The sequence below is a fragment of the Telluria sp. RT2P19 genome, assembly GCF_059685725.1.
Genome location: NZ_JCASIL010000007.1, coordinates 148,115 through 166,052, shown reverse-complemented (window position 1 = coordinate 166,052; position 17,938 = coordinate 148,115). Strand labels below are relative to the sequence as shown.

Here is a 17,938-nt window from a genome sequence, read left to right as displayed (position 1 = left end):
ACCGACATCGACGATGCTGGCATGATATCGCGGATTGCTGAGCTGGAACTCCCTCTTTTAGTGCGAGCCTGCCCGGCGCGGGTCAGGCTGGCGGATTCGCCTTCCAGTAGCGGTAGATCTTCAAGGCCGCATGCGCGTCATCGGCCGCATACTGCAGCTGCTTGTCCGACAGCCGGGGCAGGGCCCAATTGGTGGTGGTGATGCGCTTGGATTTTTGCAGGCGCTGGCCCAAAAAGCGCTCGACGGCGCTCTTCGCGCCGAGCGGATTGCGCTCGCCGCGCCGGCGCAGGGCGGTCGACAGGTCGAGCACATTGCGCAGCTCGATGCCGAACTTCGATTTCAGGCGCCGCACGTCGTCGCCCAGGCCAAAGCCGACCTTCAGCACGCGCTCATCCTCGAGCACGGGCTTCAGCACGGTGATGGCCAGCGCATTGGCGGCCGGGGTCGCGGTCTGGAACAGCCAGGCGGTGCCGATGGTCGCGAGCTGCACCAGGTGCGGCCCGGTCGAGACCTCGCCCTTGGCGAAGGTCGGCTTGGACTCGGTGTCAAAGCCGATCGCGTCGGCTTTCATCAGGTCGGCCAGCGCCTCGCGCGCGTCCTGCTCGCTGCGCACCAGGCGCACATCGGCCAGGTCGATGCCGACGTAAGGCGGCAGATCGCCCTCGGCCACGTCCAGGGCTGTCTTCAATTCTTGGAAAACTTGGACGCCAGCGCCTGCAGTTTTTCCTGGCGCTTGCGGTTGTTTTCTTCTTCTGCGGCCGCTTCGCGTTCGGCCTTCTTGCGGTCGGCCTCCTTCTTGAAGCGCTGCTGCAGCTGTTCCTTGGCGTGCAGGCGGTGTGCTTCGGGCACTTCGGCGCCGGCGGTGCCGTCCAGGTCATGGCGCACCTTGGCTTTTTCCATCGCGCGCAGGTAGCGCATCGAGCCGGTGTGGATGCCGAGGGCGGCGCGCATCACCTTCTTGTCCAGGCCCGGCATGCGCGCGAGCAGCTGCTTGTCGATGCCGATCGACAGCGGCAGGCAGTCGCGGAAGGCGGGATACTCCTGCTGGAGTTGTTTGAGCAGCGAACGTGCCGACAGGCCTGGGGCTGGCGCCGCTGCCGGCGTGGCCGCGGCCGGCGTTGCTTCTTGCGGCTGCTGCGCTTCCGGGGTTTCCGGGATGGCATTGGTGTCGACGGACTCTGCAGGGGTATTGGTATTCATTGACTTCATGGTAAGAACGGGATTGCGAAGGATAGCACGGCGCCAAGGCGCGCATTGTACTAGTTCCAATCACCAATTATAAATGTTGGGAAACTTGCAGCAGGAAGAGGCGTCGGCGCGTGAAATCGTGTATGATCCGCCTCTTGCCTTGAGTCCGGCTTGCGCCGGCGCAGACCTTCCCGGAAGCTTGAGCGGGGGGCGTGCCAGGGCGGCGCTATGTGAATTGTGTATATCCCTTATCGGATCTATCAATTATCAGCAAAACTTGCATTGGGGCATAATAGCTCCTTCCCCTATTCTTCTAGAAAAATAGATGCAAGCCCGTGTTAGCGGGCTTTTTTTCGTTCCGACATGCACAGCACGATCTTGAACATCGACCATCGCCTCTCTGTCCGCAGCCCCGAATCATGTCGGCGCGCGCAAAGCCAGGTAAGTCGTGCTTGAAGTCTGGCATGTCCGCCCTTAGGTAGGGCCACTTCCGTTCCCCCTTTTCCCAGGATCCGCATACGGGTCTCGCTGGATTATTGACTTCGCAGGCGCGCAACTGGCCTCGACTGGAGAGTTTTAAGTATGAAAAACACCGCCAAGACATTGACACTGACAGCGAAAAAAGCGCCGGCCAAGGCTTCGGCACCGCTGGCAGTGCCGAAAACCGCGACCTCCTACTTCCTCGAAACGGAAGCGGCGGCCAAGGTGACGGTGGTCAAGACCCGCTCGCGCCTGGCCACGCTGAAGGCCCAGGCCGACGCCATCCTGGCCGCCGGTGGTCCGGTGGTGGATGAGCCGGTCGCCGCGCCAGTCGTCGAAGAAGCTCCCGCCGAGGCTGGCGCGACCCCGATCGCCGAAGCGGTCGGGCAAGTCGTTGCCGAAGCCGCCCCTGCCGCGCAGCCAGAAGCCGCCGCCGCTGACGACGTCGACGCCGGCATCGACCTGGCCGCCGAATACCTGCAGGCGCAGGCCAAGCCGGCCGTGACGCCCGTGATCGTGCGCAAGCGCGGCAAGCTGGCCGCCCTGAAGGCGGCCGAGCCGGAAGCCGCGGTCGCCGTCGCGCCAGTCGCGGCCCAGGAAGACCCGGCCGTCGAGGAAGCGCCGAAAGTCGTGCGCACCCGCGCCGTGCGCCGCGTCGAAACGGGCGCGGCGGTGCCGGTGAGCGCCGTCGGCGCGGTCAGCAAGACCACCGACGCCGCCGCCCTGGCCGCGATCGATACCTCGGGCTACCTGCTGCCGCAGGTGAAGGTCCCGGGCCGCCGCGGCCGTAAGCCAAGCGAGTTCGTGCCCGAGAACGACGAAGTCGCGGCGCTGAACGCGGTCGAACGCGCCGAAATGAAGGCGGCGTCCAAGGCGCGCGAGCGCAAGGCCAAGGGCCTGGGCCTGCTGAACGAGGCCGGTTTCTCGGAAGCCGAACTCGAAAAGCGCCGCCAGCAGCTGAAGAACCTGATCAATATGGGCAAGGAGCGTGGCTACCTGACCCATGCCGAGATCAACGACCACCTGCCGGAAAACATCATCGATCCGGAAGCGATCGAAGGCATCATCGCGACCTTCAACGACATGGGCATCGCGGTCTACGAGCGCGCCCCTGAAGCCGAGATGATGCTGCTGTCGGACCAGGCCGTGACCCCGACCAGCGAAGACGAAGTCGAAGCCGCCGCCGCGACCGCGCTGTCGACGGTCGACTCGGACTTCGGCCGCACCACCGACCCGGTCCGCATGTACATGCGCGAAATGGGCGCGGTCTCGCTCCTGACCCGCGAAGGCGAGATCGAGATCGCCAAGCGCATCGAGCAGGGCCTGAAGGACATGGTCCAGGCCATCTCGGCATGCCCGATCACGATCTCGGAAATCATCGCGCTGTCGCACAAGATCGCCAGCGACGAGTTGAAGATCGATGACGTGGTGGACGGCTTCGTCGACCTGAACGACACCCCGGCGCCCGCCGCGTCGGTGGCCCACGCGGCTGCCTCGGCCGATGAGGACGAAGAGGAAGAGGAAGAAGTCGAGGAAGAGGAAGAGGAAGGCGATGGCGGCAACGCCGGCGGCGCCGCGGCCGGCTACTCGGCCGAGCAGCTGGCCCAGTTGCGCAAGGGCGCGCTGGAGAAGTTCGCGCTGATCGAGCAGCAGTTCGACCTGATGGGGCACGCGTTCAAGAACGACGGCTACGGTTCGGCCGCCTACGAGGACGCGCAGGCCGTGATCTCGTACGAGCTGCTGGGCATCCGCTTCACCGCCAAGGTGGTCGAGAAGCTGTGCGACACGCTGCGCGGCCAGATGGACGAAGTGCGTTCGATCGAGCGCGCCGTGCTGGACATCTGCGTGAACCGCTGCGGCATGCCGCGCGCGCACTTCATCAAGGTGTTCCCTGGCAACGAGACCGACCTGCAATGGGGTGACCGCGAAGTCGATTGCGCTTATCCGTACAGCGCGGTGCTGAGCCGTAACCTGCCGGCGATCAAGGAGCTGCAGCAGCGCATGATCGACCTGCAGGCGCGCGTGGCGCTGCCGCTGGCCGACCTGCGCAAGATCAACAAGCAGATGGCGGCGGGCGAGAAGCGCGCGCGCCAGGCCAAGCGCGAAATGACGGTGGCCAACCTGCGCCTGGTGATCTCGATCGCGAAGAAGTACATCAACCGCGGCCTGCAGTTCCTGGACCTGATCCAGGAAGGCAATATCGGCCTGCTGAAGGCGGTCGACAAGTTCGAATACCGCCGCGGTTATAAATTCTCGACCTATGCGACCTGGTGGATCCGTCAGGCGATCACGCGTTCGATCGCCGACATGGCGCGCACGATCCGCGTGCCGGTGCACATGATCGAGACGATCAACAAGATGAACCGCATTTCGCGCCAGATCATGCAGGAAACCGGCAGCGAGCCGGACCTGCCGACGCTGGCCGCCAAGATGGAGATGCCGGAGAATAAGGTCCGCGAGATCATGAAGATCGCGAAGGAACCGATTTCGATGGAAACCCCGATGGGCGAGGACGGCGATTCGCAGCTGGGCGATTTCATCGAGGACAACGCGACCCTGGCCCCGTTGGACGCCGCGCTGCACGCGTCGATGCGCAACGTGATCAAGGAAGTGCTGGACTCGCTGACCCCGCGCGAAGCGAAGGTGCTGCGCATGCGTTATGGCGTCGAGATGTCGAACGACCACACGCTGGAAGAAGTGGGCAAGCAGTTCGACGTGACCCGCGAGCGGATCCGCCAGATCGAAGCCAAGGCGATGAGCAAGCTGCGCCAGCCGTCGCGCTCGGACAAACTGAAGACCTTCCTGCATAACCAGTAATTCGCCGGTCGTTCAGATATGAAAAAGCCGCCCGGTGTGCGCCGGGCGGCTTTTTTTACGGGCGCTGCTGGTGTGCTGCGAATCACCCTGATCGATGTAGGGTGGGCGGGTTTCCCGCCCACGCGTCCAGCCACCATGTGCATTGCCACAACGCGCCCGTGATTTGAACACATTGCCGCAACGCGCCAGTGATTTGAACACATTGCCACAACGCGCCGGTGATTTGAACACATTGCCACGACGCGCCAGTGCTTTGAACACATTGCCACGACGCGCCAGTGATTTGAACGCATTGCCACGACGCCACTGTGATTTGAACGCGCGGGCGGTGGAGCCGCCCACGCTGGCGGCATGACATCCATCACCCCGTATTGCGCAACCCCGCCGCCACCCCGTTGATCGACAGGTGAATCCCGCGATTCACGCGCGGATCGGCGTTGTCCGCCAGCTTGCGCCGCCGATGGATCAGCTCGACCTGCAAGTGATTCAATGGATCGAGGTAGGCAAACCGGTTCTGGATCGAGCGCGCCAGCAGCGGATTGCCGGCCAGGCGCTCGCTGGCGCCGGTAATCGCTTCCAGGCAGCGGATCGTCTCCCCATGCTCGGCGGCGATGCGGCGGAAGATCCGCTCGCGCAGCCCCACGTCAGAAACCAGGCCCGCATAGCGCGAGGCGATCGCCAGGTCGGTCTTGGCCAGCACCATGTCCATATTCGACAGCAGCGTCGCAAAGAACGGCCAGTCGCGGTACATCGCGCGCAGCTCTTCCAGCTTGGCGTCCTGGTCGCCTTCGTCGAGCCAGCCCTTGATGCTCGACGCAAATCCGAACCAGCCCGGCAGCAGCAGCCGGCACTGGCCCCACGAGAAGCCCCAGGGAATCGCGCGCAAGTCTTCGATGCGGCGGGTCGACTTGCGCGAGGCGGGACGCGACCCGAGGTTCAGTTCCGCGATCTCGGCGATCGGCGTCGCCTCGAAGAAGTAGTCGGTAAAGCCCGGGGTCTCGTACACGAGGTCGCGATAGGCCTTGTAGGCGCGGTTGGACAGTTCGGCCATCACCGACTCGAAGCGCTTCAGGCGCTCGGCTTCGCAGCCGCTGCCGGCAGCGTTCGGCGTCAGGCTCGCTTCCAGCGTCGCCGCCACCAGCAGTTCCAGGTTGCGGCGCCCGATCTCGGGATTGGAGAACTTGGACGCGATGATCTCGCCCTGTTCGGTCAGGCGGATCTGGCCGTTGACGGTGCCGGGCGGCTGGGCGCGGATCGCGTCGTAGCTCGGGCCGCCGCCGCGGCCGACGGTGCCGCCGCGGCCGTGGAACAGGCGCAGCTTGACCTGGTGGCGCTCGAACACGTCGACCAGTTTCAGTTCGGCCTGGTACAGCTCCCAGTTCGAGGTCAGGAAGCCGCCGTCCTTGTTCGAGTCGGAGTAGCCGAGCATGACTTCCTGCAGCCGGCCCTGTTTCCCGATCAGCCCGGCGACCAGCGGAATCGACATCCACTCGTCCATGATGCCGGCGGCGCGCTGCAGGTCGGGAATGGTCTCGAACAGCGGGATCACCATCGTGTCGTTGCGCTCCGCCGTCGCGGTTCCCGCGCCCACCCGCATCAGCCCCGTCTCTTTCTGCAGCAGCAGGACCTCGAGCAGGTCGGACACGGTCTCGGTGTGCGAGATGATGTAGTTGCGGATCGCGCGCGGGCCGTAGCGCAGGCGGATCTCGCGCGCGCAGCGCAAGATCGCCAGCTCCGAATTGGTCTCGTCGCCATAGTTTTCGTAGGGCGAGAACAGGGGCCGCGCTTGCGCCAGCTCGCGCAGGATCAGCGCGCGCTTGTCGTCTTCGCTCAGCGCCGCGTAGTCGGCTTCGACGCCGGCGCGGGCGAACAGTTCGGCCAGCACGCGCTCGTGGATGTCCGAGCTCTGGCGCATGTCGAGCGAAGCCAGGTGGAAGCCGAAGATGCGCGCCGCGCGCAGCAGGCCGGCCAGGCGCGGTTGCACCAGCATGGCGCCATGGTTCTGGCGCAGCGAGTCGGCCAGGACTTCGAGGTCGGCCGCGAACAGCTCGGGGTCGAGATAGGGCGCGGCGTGGCCGACTTCCTTGCGCAGGATGTGGCCTACGCCCAGTTCGCGCGCGGTGGCGGCCAGGCGCGCGTAGATGCCGATCAGCGCGCGGCGATAGGGTTCGTCGCTGCGGTGCGGGGAAGCGTCGGGCGAGGTGTCCGCCAACTGCTCCAGCGCCGGCGTCACCTTCACCAGCAGCGTGGAGGCCGACAGCTCGGCGCCCAGCGCGTGCACTTCGTCCAGGTAGAAGTCGAGGATGGTGGTCGACTGGCGCGTCAGCGCGTGGCGCATGGTGTCGGCGTTGACGTTCGGGTTGCCGTCGCGGTCGCCGCCGATCCAGCTGCCCATCTGCAGGAACGACGCGTGCGTGGCCTGGGCTTCACCGCCGTACTGCTCGGCGACTTCGAGCTCGATGTCGTCATAAAGAGCCGGCACTTCGCGCAGGAAGGTGATGCGGTAATACGACAGGGCGTTCTCGATCTCGTCGGCCACGGTCAGCTTCGAGTAGCGCAGCATGCGCGTCTGCCACAGGGTGGCGATGCGGGCATGCAGCAGTTGCTCGTTGCGGCGGCGCTCCCTGGGTGTTTGCGGCAGGTCGCGTTCGGCCAGCAGGCGCGCGATGTCGTGTTCGGCGTCCAGGATGCTCTTGCGCTGCACCTCGGTGGGGTGCGCGGTCAGCACCGGCGAAATCAGGGCGTCGCGGAAGAATTCGTCGACCGCCTCGCGCCCGATGCCGGCCTCGGCCAGCTTGGCCAGTGCGTAGCCGATGCTGCCCGAGCGCGGCGTCGAGCCCTTGAGCAGGTGCGCGCGGCGGCGGCGGTTGTGGTGCTGGTCCTCGGCGATATTGGCCAGGTGCGAGAAGTACGAGAATGCCCGCACCACCGAGATGGTCTGGTCGCGCGTGAGCTTGTGCAGCAGCGTGGCCAGCTCTTCGCCGGCGTCCGGGTCGTCGTCGCGGCGAAAGCGCACGGCGGTCTGGCGGATGGTCTCGACGATGTCGAACACCGCATCGCCCTCCTGGTCGCGCAGCACGTCGCCCAGCAGGCGGCCCAGCAGGCGGATGTCTTCTTTGAGCGGCGCGTCCTTGTCGGCGCCGGCTTGTACTACGAGTGCAGCAGGATTGTCCATATCGACCACAAGTAATAGATTGTGCGATGGCGGTTGGCCACGATCTGCAGGATGCCCCATGATAAAATTTGTGATCTTATGCAGGGACCGGTTACTGGCATCGTCCGGGTCGGCCCAATGACAGTGGAAGAACTCGAGTGTTAAACGCCATACAGCAGGTATCCGGAACGGCGCCACAGGCGCCGGCCAAACTGATTATCGCATCCCGCGAGAGCCGCCTTGCCATGTGGCAGGCGGAGCACGTGCGCGACCGCCTTGCCGCATTATATCCAGAGTGTAGCGTCGAAATTCTCGGAATGACAACACGTGGCGACCAGATCCTCGACCGTACGCTGTCCAAGGTCGGCGGCAAGGGCCTGTTCGTCAAGGAGCTCGAGGTCGCCATGGCCGAGGGCCGCGCCGACCTGGCCGTGCACTCGCTCAAGGACGTCCCGATGGAGCTGCCCGAAGGTTTCGAGCTGGCCGCCGTGCTCGAGCGCGAAGACCCGCGCGACGCCTTCGTATCGAACGACTATGCCAGCCTGGATGAATTGCCGGCGGGCGCCGTGGTCGGTACCAGCAGCCTGCGCCGCCAGTCGCTGATCGCGGCGCGCTACCCGCACCTGGTGATCCAGCCGCTGCGCGGCAATCTCGACACCCGCCTCGGCAAGCTCGATCGCGGCGACTACGCGGCCATCATCCTGGCCGCCGCCGGCCTCAAGCGCCTGGCTCTGGCCCAGCGCATCCGCGCGCTGCTCGAGCCCGAACTGAGCCTGCCGGCGGCCGGCCAGGGCGCGATGGCGATCGAAATCCTCAGCGGCGAGCGCAGCGACGGCGTCGACCTGCGCGCCGCGCTGGCGCCGCTCAACCACGTCGAGACCGCGCAAGCGGTGCTGGCCGAGCGCAAGGTGTCGCGCATCTTCGGCGGCAGCTGCCAGATCCCGCTGGCGGCCTACGCGATCGTGCAGGACGGCCAGATGCGCCTGCGCGCCATGGTCGCGACCCCGGACGGCAAGCGCGCCGCGCATGCCGAGGTGGCCGGCGCCGCCGAGCAGCCGGAATACCTGGGCGAACAAGTGTCCGACCTGCTGGCGCAGCAGGACGCCAACGCGATCCTGGCCGCCTGCCGCGTCGACGCGGCCGAGGATGCCTGAGCTGGATCCCGTGGCGACCCACCGCGTTGTCGTGATCACCCGGCCGCTGGCCCAGGCCGACGGCCTGGCGCAGGCGGTGCGGGCGACTGGACGCACGACGCAGATCCTGCCGCTGCTTCAGATCAGCCCGGTCGACGACCCGGCGCCCCTGCGCGCCGCCCTGGCGCAACTGCCCGACTACGCGATGGTGGCCTTCGTCTCGCCGAACGCGGTCGATGCGGCGTTCGCCCACCTCGACGCCTGGCCGCCCGAGGTGCCGCTGGCGGTCGTGGGCGAAGGCAGCCGCGCCGCGCTGGCGCGCCATGGCGTGGCGGCGCCCGGCTACACGATCCACAGTCCGGTCGACAGCGCCCACAGCGATTCGGAACACCTGTTGCTCAGCTTGGACCTGGCCGCCTTCGCCGGCCGCCGCGTGCTGATCGTGCGCGGCGACGGCGGGCGCGAGCTGCTGGCCGACGCCTTGCGGGCGGTCGGCGCCACGGTCGAGGCAGTGGCGGCCTACCACCGCAGCACCCCGGTATTGACGCCAGAGCTGGCCGCGCGATTGCGCGCCTTGCTGGCACAGCCAAACGACTGGATAATCACGAGCTCGGAAGCTCTGCGCGGGCTGGCGGGCCTGGTCGACGCGCTGGCGCCGGGCAGTGACGAAATTCGCGACGAGCTGCGCGCGCGGTTGCGGCAGCAGCGCCTGGTCGTGCCCCATGCGCGGATTGCCGAGACGGCGCACGCCCTGGGCCTGCGCCACGTGACCCTGACGGGATCCGGAGATGCCCGCATACTAGCAGCGTTACAATCACAATAATGAACGAATTGCCGAACAATCCAGATCAACCGCAGGCCAACGTGCCCGCACCGAGCCTCCACAAGCCCGAAGACGGCGCCGTGCCGCCTGGCCCGACGCCGCCGGGAGCGGCCGCCGGCGGCATCCCGCCGGCCGGCGGCGCGCCTGTCGCGCCGCGCATGGGCGCGCCGGGCGGCCCCGCTTTGTTCGACCGCATCGCGCGTCCCTTGCCGCTGGCCGTGATCGCGCTGGCCGTGCTGCTGGCGCTGCAGACGTATTCATCGCATAACCGCATCAATGCGCTGCGCCAGGACATGGCGCGCAGCCTCCAGAAGGGCAATGCGGTCAATGCCGAGACGGCGGCGCTGGCGCGCGACGTGGCCGACCAGTCCAAGGAGCTGCAGATCAAGGTCGGCGTGCTCGAAAGCCGCCAGAGCGAGGCCCAGAGCCAGCAGGTGGCGCTCGAGCAGCTGTATAAAGACCTGTCGCAGAACCGCGACGAGTGGGCGCTGACCGAGATCGAGCAGGTGCTGTCGACCGCCAGCCAGCAACTGCAATTGGCCGGCAATGTGCAGGGCGCCCTGATCGCGCTGCAGAATGCCGACCGCGCCGTGTCGCGTTCCGATACGCCGCAGTTTCTCACCATCCGGCGCGCGATCGCGGGCGACATCGAAAAACTCAAGGGCTTGCCGGCGGTGGACCTGGCCGGCGTGGCGGTGCGCCTCGATCACGTGATCGGCCAGGTCGATTCGCTGCCGATGCTGTCCGACGAAAAGCCGCTGCTGCCGATGGCGCCGGTGCGCACCGGACGCAGGGGCGAGGCCGCGGCTGCCCCGGCAGCCGCCGATCCGGCCCAGCCGCTGGGCGTGGGCCAGCGCGTGCTCGACACCTGGCGCCTGTGGAGCCAGGAGATGTGGGACGACGTGCGCCAGCTGATCCGGGTGCGCAGCGTCGAAGAGCCCGAGGCGCTGATGCTGTCGCCAAGCGAGTCGTTCTTCGTGCGCGAGAACCTCAAATTGCGTCTGCTGAACGCGCGCCTGGCGCTGTTGTCGCGCAACGAGGCCACCTTCCGCGACGACCTGGCCACGGCCCAGGCCATGCTGCTCAAGTATTTCGATACCCGCGCGCGCGTGACGCAATCGAGCCAGGCCGCGCTGCGCCAGGTCCAGGCCAATAACCTGACGATCGAGATGCCGACGCTGGCCGACAGCCTGAACGCCGTGCGCAACTACAAGGCAAAGCAATGAGCCATGCACAAGCGAAGCGATAAATAATGCGTTTACTTCTTTGGTTAGTCGCGCTGATGGCCGCCGCCATCGGCATCGCCGTGACGGCGCGCTTCAATCCAGGCAATGTGGTGCTGTTCTATCCGCCGCACCGGATCGACATGTCGCTCAACCTGTTCGTGGTGCTGCTGGTGGCGTCGTTCCTGGCGCTGTACGCCGTGGTGCGCGCCATCAACGCCACCCTCAAGATGCCGCAGCGGGTGGCCGCCTATCGCCAGCGCCGCAGCGAGCGCGAAGGCAACAAGGGCTTGCGCGACGCGCTCAAGGCATTGTTCGAGGGCCGTTTCGGCCATGCCGAGAAGGCCGCGATGCGCGCCGCCGAACTGCCCGAGAACGCCGGCCTGGCGGCCCTGATCGGCGCCCGCGCCGCGCACCGCATGCGTGAACCGGCGCGACGCGACGCATGGCTGGCCGGGATCGCCCACGACAACACGCTCAAGACAGCGCGCCTGATGACGGTCACCGAGCTGCTGGTCGACGACCACCAGCCCGAGGCCGCGCTCGAAGCGGTGGCCGAACTCAACGCCAGCGGCCAGCGCCACATCCACGCCCTGCAATGGGCCATGAAGGCCAACCAGCAGGCGCGCAACTGGCCCGAGGTGCTGCGCCTGGTGCGCATCCTCGATAAGCGCCGCGCGCTGCATCCGGCCCTGTCGAGCCGCCTGCGCGAGTTGTCCTACGAGGCGCTGCTGGGCGGCGACGGCCATGACGCCGAATCGCTGCGCCGCATCTGGGCCACGGTGCCGCCGCAAGACCGCACCGTGCCCTATATCGCGGCGCGCGCGGCCAGCGCCTTCAATGCGCGCGGCCTGCACGACGAGGCGCGCGCGATCGCCGAAGAGTCGCTCAAGGCCGGATGGGACGAGCGTGTGGTGCGCGCCTACCGCGACGCCGCCAGTCCGGCCGGCTCGCCGTCGCTGCTGGCCCAGATCGAGGCTTGCGAGACCTGGCGCCGCGAGCGCCCGATGGATGCCGAGCTGGCCCTGACCCTGGGTTCGCTGTGCCTGAAACAAAAATTGTGGGGCAAGGCCCAGCGCTACCTGGAGCAGGCGCTGTCGGACGCCACCGCGGCGTCGATGGTGCGCGAAGCACACCTGAAGCTGGCCCAGATGCACGAGGCGCTGGGACAGGAGCAGGAGGCGGCGAACCACTACCGGCAATGCGCGCTGGCCAGCATCCTGTGAGGCCATGCCTGCGCTTTGGCGCGCGCACCACTGTCCATGTCGCATCGCACAGGCCATGGCCGTTTCGCTATAATGACGGCCTATCATTGATTCTTAAGCAACCAAGGACCCTCCATGAGCCTGAATAACGTCCCAGCCGGCAAAGACGTGCCGAACGACTTCAACGTCATCATCGAAATCCCGATGAATTCCGATCCGGTCAAATACGAGGTCGACAAGGACAGCGGCGCGATCTTCGTCGACCGCTTCATGGGTACGGCCATGCACTATCCGTGCAACTACGGCTACGTGCCGCAGACCATCGCCGACGACGGCGACCCGTGCGACGTGCTGGTCATCACCCCGTTCCCGCTGCCGCCAGGCGTGGTGGTGCGTTGCCGCGCGCTCGGCGTGCTGAAGATGACCGACGACGGTGGCGGCGACGCCAAGGTGATCGCGGTGCCGGTCGAGAAAGTGCTGCCGATGTACAAGAAGATCCAGTCGCTCGACGACGTGGAAGAGCTGCGCCTGCAGCAGATCCAGCACTTCTTCGAGCACTACAAGGATCTGGAGCCAGGCAAGTGGGTCAAGATCGAAGGCTGGGCCGGCATCGAGGAAGCCAAGGCCGAGCTGGTCAATGGCGTCGAAGCGTTCAAGAAGGGCGCACAGGCCTGAGACCTGGTCCGCTGTTCTGCATGATGGAAGGCCGGCGCCCCTGGGGCGGCCGGCCTTTTTATTTGCGCCGCGCGGCGCGCGCGGCGCGTTGCTGTCACCAGCCGATATCCTGCAGCAGCGGCAGGGTGAGGTCGCGCGGCGGCGCGATCTCGTGCGACAGGTCGGCGTTGATCGACGGCTCCATCAACTGGTTGGGACTCGCCTCGGTCGTATAGTGCGAGACCGACGAGCCGGGCGCGTTGACGGTCGGGCTGTACATCAGCACGCGGCGCTGCTCGTCCGCGCCGGCCAGGCGCTCGGGATCGATCGACAGGCGCGCCATCACGCCCGACCCGCTGCGCGAGCGGGTCTGCAGCGCCGTCTTGAGCCGCAGGCCGTCGGCGCGGGTGATGCGCACCGAGGGGATCATGACGTCCGGGGCGCTGCCCGGCATGCCCGCCACTTCGCCCGCGACGCTGTCGGCCAGGATCATGCCGATGGCGCCGGCCGCCTGCACATTGCGGGCCTTGACCGCGTAGTCGCACACGCCGCGGTCGACCAGCGCGACCTTGCCGCGCACCGTCTGCGCATTCATGGCGTTCAGGGCGGCGCACGCGAGCCCGTTGCCGTTGGCCTGGTCGACCACCGGCATCACCTCGCCCCTGACCGGCGTGGCGCCGAGCGGGGTGCCGAAGCTGGCCACGCCCACCGCATAGCGGCCGAAGGCGTCGCCTGCCGCGCCGCCGCTGATGGACAGTACGGGCATTGGCCCCAGCACGCCCGGGACCGCAGCGGTGACGCCGGGACCGCTCCAGGACAGGCCGCGCCAGGTCCTGGCCGAGGCCGCGCGCTGGGAGGTCGTCAACTGCGACCAGGTGCGGTTGCTGCGGTTGTCGAGCAGGTAGTGGTCCCAGATCGACGGCCGCGCCAGCAGGTAGGAACCCGTCTCGTCGTCGGTGAAGTTCTGGAAGCCGAGGCCGTGCGCGATCTCGTGCAGCAGCACCGTGACCAGGTCGATTTGTGCGCCGGCGTTGTTGTCCAGGCCGAGATAGAAAGTGAGGCCAGGGACGCAGGTCGGGGTCAGGCCCAGTTGCGCATTGAAGGTCGCGACGATGTGATGGTCTTCGGGTGTGGTCAGGTCGGTGCCGAACAGCTTGCCCGCCAGCGCGGCCGGGTACCAGGTATTGGTGCGCGGCGCGCCGGGGAAGTTGGCCCAGACTTCGGTGGCGCCGGCCGCGCCCAGCACGGCGCTGGTGCTGTTGCAGCTGAGCGGCACGAACGAGGCGCCGATACGGACCGGCACCTCGCTGTCGAGCGTCGCGCCCCAGATGTCGGCCGCTTGCTGGAAGGCGATCAGGCGCTGTTCGCCCAGGGTCGTGCCGGGGTTGCCCCCGACCGGCTGGGCCGGGGTGGGGTCGTTGAAGCCCACGCCGGGCGCATTCAGGTTGACGATCTGGATGGTGGCGGCGCGCGCGGCGCCCACCGTGGCCAGGCTGGCCACGACCAGGATCGCCACTGCCGCGAGACGGGCGAATGCGCCGCTGGACGGGCGGACCGGGAGCTTAGCGGTGATCATGGCGGGCTTTCTCCTGCGCGCCGCCTGGCGCACCGTGGTTGAGATGGGCGTGGGCGCCGGCGGCGCCGTCGACGCACTGGTGGTCGAGCTTGCCGTCGGTGCCGCGCGTGACGACCGAATACACGAGACGGCTGCTGCCCAGGTACACGCTCTCACGGCCGTCGGCGCCGGCCACCACGGCCGGTTGCGGCCGGCGTGCGGTCGGCGCCGCGGCCTGGGCCTGCAGCGCCTCGGACTCGGTAGCCGATGGCGCGCGCAGCTCGCCGGTCTCGGCGTCGCGCACGACGGTCAGGCCCTGCTGGGCGGATGACTGGGATTCTGGGGACGCCGCGGCCTGGCCCAGGGAAGCGAGCGCCAGCCAGAGGATCGGGATGGCAAGTGAAGTATGGATGCGCATGGAGGATCTCCTGGGATTCATTGGCGGTTGGTCGGGCCGCACAGCGGACTGTCGGTCGTGCCGACCCAGCGCCGTATCAGGCCCAGGATCCCCAGGCCGCCCGCCAGCAGAAGGATGCTGGCTGGTTCGGGAACGGCGGTCACGACCCGCACCGTGTCCAGCCCGACATAGTTGAGGTTGGCCGCGTCGCCCAGGTAGCGGAAGGCGAAGCGGCCTGGTCCGTCGACCGCCAGGTTGGCGCTCCATTGCCGCCAGTCGGCCGGGAAGGCGTCGTCGCCGCCGATCGTGGCCAGCAGCGTACCGAACGAGGAGGCTTCGGTACCGCTCCCGGCGCCGAAGCGCACTTCGATCAGGTCGTCGTAGCTGTCGGCCAGTTCGCGGTTCGTGAAGAAGGACAGCGTGGTCAGGCCGCTCAGGTTGAGCGTGGGCGTGATCAGCCAGTTGTCGACCACTCCCATGCCGTTGGCGGCTCCGAGGAAGTTCGCGGCGGCATAGGCGCCCGCAGCGCCGGCCTGGGGCGGGAAGATGTCGGTGTTGCCCTGGAACCAGCTAAGGCCGGGCGGGACGCTCCGGTTGATGCGGTCCCAGCTGGTCAGCCCGGCCAGGTCGTCGAAACCTTCGTTGAGCAGCTCGACGCCTTCGTGGGCGGCCAGGGGCGAGGATGCGGCCGCGCCGACCACCGCGGTGGCGATCATGATGTTGAGTCGTTTCATGGAATGGGATGGGATTGGGCCAGAAGGATGGAGCTCCCCGCGCTGGCTGACGACGAGGCCATGACTTATCCATGATAAGAATGGCAATGGTCACGGTCTTGATGTGGGTTGAGACGGTGGCGCGGCGCGTGCCGCGCCCCTCAAGCAAGGCGATGGAACTTGATCAAAGCGCTTGCAATTCTGCAAGTCCATGCTGGAAGGCAATCGTCAGGCGCGCGGCGGCGCCGCGGTCGCCCGCGTCAGAGCGGCGCGAGCAGCGGCGCGTAGCTGCGCCGGTAGAGCTTGTCGCCGAACATGCCGAAGATGGCGGCGCGGGCCAGGTCGGGCAGGGCGCGCATCTTGTCCCGGGCCGCGCACTGGCGCTGGACCCAGCGCACCCGGTGATGACGCCGGCGCGAATACGCGGCCAGCGCGGCGTCGAAGTCGGCGCCGCCGGCAAGGACGTCGGCCAGCACCAGCGCGTCCTCGAGCGCCAGCGCCGCGCCTTGCGCCATATTGGGCGAGGCAGCGTGGGCGGCGTCGCCGATGAACACGACCCTGCCTTGCGCGTAGTCGTCCATCACGACCTGGCCGAGGCGGCCGAAATGGACCCGCGCCTCATCATGCTCGCCACGCTCGAGCAGCGCGGTCAGCGGCGTGCTGAATGCCTGGAACAGCTCCGGCAGGCGGGCATGGCGGTACGATTCCGGATCGGCGCTCTCCGGCAGGGTCAGGTCGGCGTAGACATAGGCCTGCGTGCTGCTCACGGGGATGGCGAGCAGCGTCGCGCCATTGCCCAGCATGGCTGTCCAGCCCTTGATGGCGGCGACGTTCTGCGTGATGAAGCGCCAGCAGACCTGGCGCCCGTATTGCGGCCGGATGTCCGGGCGGACGATCCTGCGCACGCCGGAATGGATGCCGTCCGCACCCACTACCACGTCGTAGACGGCCGAACGGCCGTCGGTGAACGTGACCTCGCACAGGCCGCTGGACTGGTCGATGGCAGCGACCGACACGTCGTAGCGCACCCGCGATTCGCCGAAGGCGGCGCCGAGGATGGCGTGCAGGCGCGCGTGCGGCAGCGACAGGCAGGGGCCGCAACGGGCCCAGACGTCGCTGGTGATGGTCTCGGTCAGGCGCCAGCCGCGCTGGTCCAGGATGGTCTGGCTCGGCACGGCTGCGGCGTTGGCGCGCACCTCGTCGAGGAGGCCCAGGCTCGCGATGGCGCGGGTGGCGTTGCCGGGCAGGTAGAGTCCGGTACCCGAGGATGGCGATGGCGCTGCGAGGCGCTCGACGACATCGGCCGCGATGCCGCGCTGCTCCAGGGCCAGGCCCAGTGAAAGGCCAGCGATACCGCCGCCCACGATCAAGATTTTCCGTTGCATGATACCAGCCGCCCTTCATCCATGAATCGACGGGACGGACCGGATTGATCCATCCCGCATGAAGATACGCGGCGCGGCGCGGATTGGATGCGGCGGCAAGGATCACTACACGGGGCGTCAGCCGGGCGGCGGCGGGCGCCGGGCCAGCCAGGCCCGCACGCGCAGCTTGCCGACGATCCCGATCGGGAAGAAGTAAATGGAAAGAATGAACAGCACGCCCAGCCACAGCAGCCAGCGGTCCGGGTGCAGGGCGGCGGCCAGCAGCGGCACGCCTTCGAGCGCGGCCCCGCCGTGCGCCATCAGTTCCTTCAGGTAGTTCTGGGCCAGGATGAACAGCGTCGCACCGACCACCGCGCCATACATGGTGCCCATGCCGCCGATGACCACGATCAGGAGGATGTCGGTCATCACTTCGAAGCCCAGCGAGGTCTTCGGCCCCACATAACGCAGCCACAGCGCCATCAGGGCGCCGGCCAGGCACGCCACCAGCGCCGCCAGGCAGTTGGCCCAGATGCGGTATACCATGGTGCGGTAGCCGAGCGCTTCGGCCCGGAACTCGTTCTCGCGGATCGCCTGCAGCACCCGGCCGAACGGCGAGTTCACCAGCCGCAGCAGGAGCAGGAACAGCAGCAGGCAGCCCAGGAACACCAGGTAATAGGTGATCACCTTGCCGTCGACGTAGCGGCCGAATACCTCGTTCTCGAACAGCAGGTAGCTTGGCGACAGCACCTCCGGCACGCTGAACGTCACGCCATCCTCGCCGCCGGTCAGGTCGGACAGCTGCGACGCCAGCACGGCGAATGAAGAAGCGACGGCCAGCGTGATCATGGCGTAGAAGATCGCGCGCACGCGCAGCGCGAACAGGCCGACCACCAGCGCCAGCGCCAGCGCCAGCAACAGGGCGACACCCAGGCCGGTCATCGCCACGCCCCAGGTGGGCTCGTCGACCCGCGCCAGCGCCAGGCCGACGCCATACGCCCCGATGCCGTAGAACATGGTGTGGGCAAACGAGACGATGCCGGTGTAGCCGAGCAGCAGGTCGTAGGACGCGACCAGCACGACGTAGACGCAGATCGTGGCCGCGGTATTGAGCGGACGCGCGCCCGAAAATAAAAAAGGCGCCAGCGCCAGGCCGGCCAGGATCACCAGCAGCACGCCGCTCAGGATGCGGCTGCGCGGCAGGTCGCCGGAAAGTAGTCGATGCAGCATCG

Annotated in this window: 15 protein-coding genes; 6 read left to right on the top strand and 9 right to left on the bottom strand. The window is 67.4% G+C overall.

Translation table 11 applies throughout. From position 1 onward, the window contains the following. Positions 1-82: 82 nt before the first annotated feature. Both AC56KW_RS11360 and AC56KW_RS11355 read right to left on the bottom strand, forming a co-directional pair. Positions 83-688, bottom strand: coding sequence for a 3'-5' exonuclease (locus AC56KW_RS11360; RefSeq protein ID WP_497170840.1), 606 nt, complete (start codon positions 686-688; stop codon positions 83-85). Further along, a complete protein-coding gene (locus AC56KW_RS11355; protein WP_497170839.1) occupies positions 685-1,200 on the bottom strand; it encodes a ProQ/FINO family protein in 516 nt (171 codons plus the stop codon). The genes AC56KW_RS11360 and AC56KW_RS11355 overlap by 4 nt, the downstream gene beginning before the upstream one ends. Before the next feature lie 570 nt (positions 1,201-1,770). On the opposite strand from AC56KW_RS11355, the gene rpoD reads away from it, so the two are divergent. Further along, the gene (rpoD, locus tag AC56KW_RS11350; protein WP_497170838.1) at positions 1,771-4,485 is read left to right on the top strand and encodes an RNA polymerase sigma factor RpoD; all 2,715 of its coding nucleotides are present in this window, start codon (positions 1,771-1,773) and stop codon (positions 4,483-4,485) included. A gap of 12 nt (positions 4,486-4,497) precedes the next feature. On the opposite strand, the gene AC56KW_RS11345 is transcribed toward rpoD, so the two are convergent. Further along, complete coding sequence (locus AC56KW_RS11345; RefSeq protein ID WP_497170837.1) at positions 4,498-4,827, bottom strand: hypothetical protein; 330 nt, start codon at positions 4,825-4,827, stop codon at positions 4,498-4,500. A 19-nt stretch (positions 4,828-4,846) separates the two neighbouring features. Then, positions 4,847-7,660: a phosphoenolpyruvate carboxylase gene (ppc, locus tag AC56KW_RS11340; RefSeq protein ID WP_497170836.1), complete on the bottom strand. Its 2,814-nt coding sequence runs from the start codon at positions 7,658-7,660 to the stop codon at positions 4,847-4,849. 191 nt (positions 7,661-7,851) lie between these two features. Here ppc and hemC point away from each other — a divergent pair, with 191 nt between their 5' ends. The 5 genes from hemC to ppa all read left to right on the top strand — a co-directional run bounded on the left by hemC (position 7,852) and on the right by ppa (position 12,698). Further along, a complete protein-coding gene (gene hemC / locus AC56KW_RS11335; RefSeq protein ID WP_497170908.1) occupies positions 7,852-8,793 on the top strand; it encodes a hydroxymethylbilane synthase in 942 nt (313 codons plus the stop codon). Then, a complete protein-coding gene (locus tag AC56KW_RS11330) occupies positions 8,786-9,595 on the top strand; it encodes a uroporphyrinogen-III synthase (protein ID WP_497170835.1) in 810 nt (269 codons plus the stop codon). The genes hemC and AC56KW_RS11330 overlap by 8 nt, the downstream gene beginning before the upstream one ends. Then, positions 9,595-10,821, top strand: coding sequence for a uroporphyrinogen-III C-methyltransferase (locus tag AC56KW_RS11325; protein WP_497170834.1), 1,227 nt, complete (start codon positions 9,595-9,597; stop codon positions 10,819-10,821). The genes AC56KW_RS11330 and AC56KW_RS11325 overlap by 1 nt, the downstream gene beginning before the upstream one ends. Positions 10,822-10,847: 26 nt before the next feature. Beyond that, on the top strand, positions 10,848-12,044 hold the full coding sequence (locus AC56KW_RS11320) for a heme biosynthesis protein HemY (protein ID WP_497170833.1): 1,197 nt from the start codon (positions 10,848-10,850) through the stop codon (positions 12,042-12,044). Between the two features lie 114 nt (positions 12,045-12,158). Beyond that, positions 12,159-12,698 (top strand): inorganic diphosphatase, encoded by a 540-nt coding sequence (gene ppa / locus AC56KW_RS11315; protein ID WP_497170832.1) that lies wholly within the window; start codon positions 12,159-12,161, stop codon positions 12,696-12,698. A 94-nt stretch (positions 12,699-12,792) separates the two neighbouring features. Here the strand turns inward: ppa and AC56KW_RS11310 are convergent, their stop codons facing one another. The 5 genes from AC56KW_RS11310 to AC56KW_RS11290 all read right to left on the bottom strand — a co-directional run bounded on the left by AC56KW_RS11310 (position 12,793) and on the right by AC56KW_RS11290 (position 17,936). Beyond that, complete coding sequence (locus tag AC56KW_RS11310; RefSeq protein WP_497170831.1) at positions 12,793-14,253, bottom strand: PA domain-containing protein; 1,461 nt, start codon at positions 14,251-14,253, stop codon at positions 12,793-12,795. Next, positions 14,240-14,650 carry a post-PEP-CTERM-1 domain-containing protein gene (locus tag AC56KW_RS11305; RefSeq protein ID WP_497170830.1) on the bottom strand — a complete coding sequence of 137 codons (411 nt, stop codon included), beginning with the start codon at positions 14,648-14,650 and terminating at the stop codon, positions 14,240-14,242. The genes AC56KW_RS11310 and AC56KW_RS11305 overlap by 14 nt, the downstream gene beginning before the upstream one ends. A 17-nt stretch (positions 14,651-14,667) precedes the next feature. Then, the gene (locus tag AC56KW_RS11300) at positions 14,668-15,363 is read right to left on the bottom strand and encodes a choice-of-anchor J domain-containing protein (protein WP_497170829.1); all 696 of its coding nucleotides are present in this window, start codon (positions 15,361-15,363) and stop codon (positions 14,668-14,670) included. Positions 15,364-15,602: 239 nt separating this feature from the next. Further along, a complete protein-coding gene (locus AC56KW_RS11295; RefSeq protein WP_497170828.1) occupies positions 15,603-16,727 on the bottom strand; it encodes an FAD-dependent monooxygenase in 1,125 nt (374 codons plus the stop codon). Positions 16,728-16,844: 117 nt separating this feature from the next. Further along, positions 16,845-17,936: a branched-chain amino acid ABC transporter permease gene (locus tag AC56KW_RS11290; RefSeq protein ID WP_497170827.1), complete on the bottom strand. Its 1,092-nt coding sequence runs from the start codon at positions 17,934-17,936 to the stop codon at positions 16,845-16,847. Between the last annotated feature and the right edge of the window lie 2 nt (positions 17,937-17,938).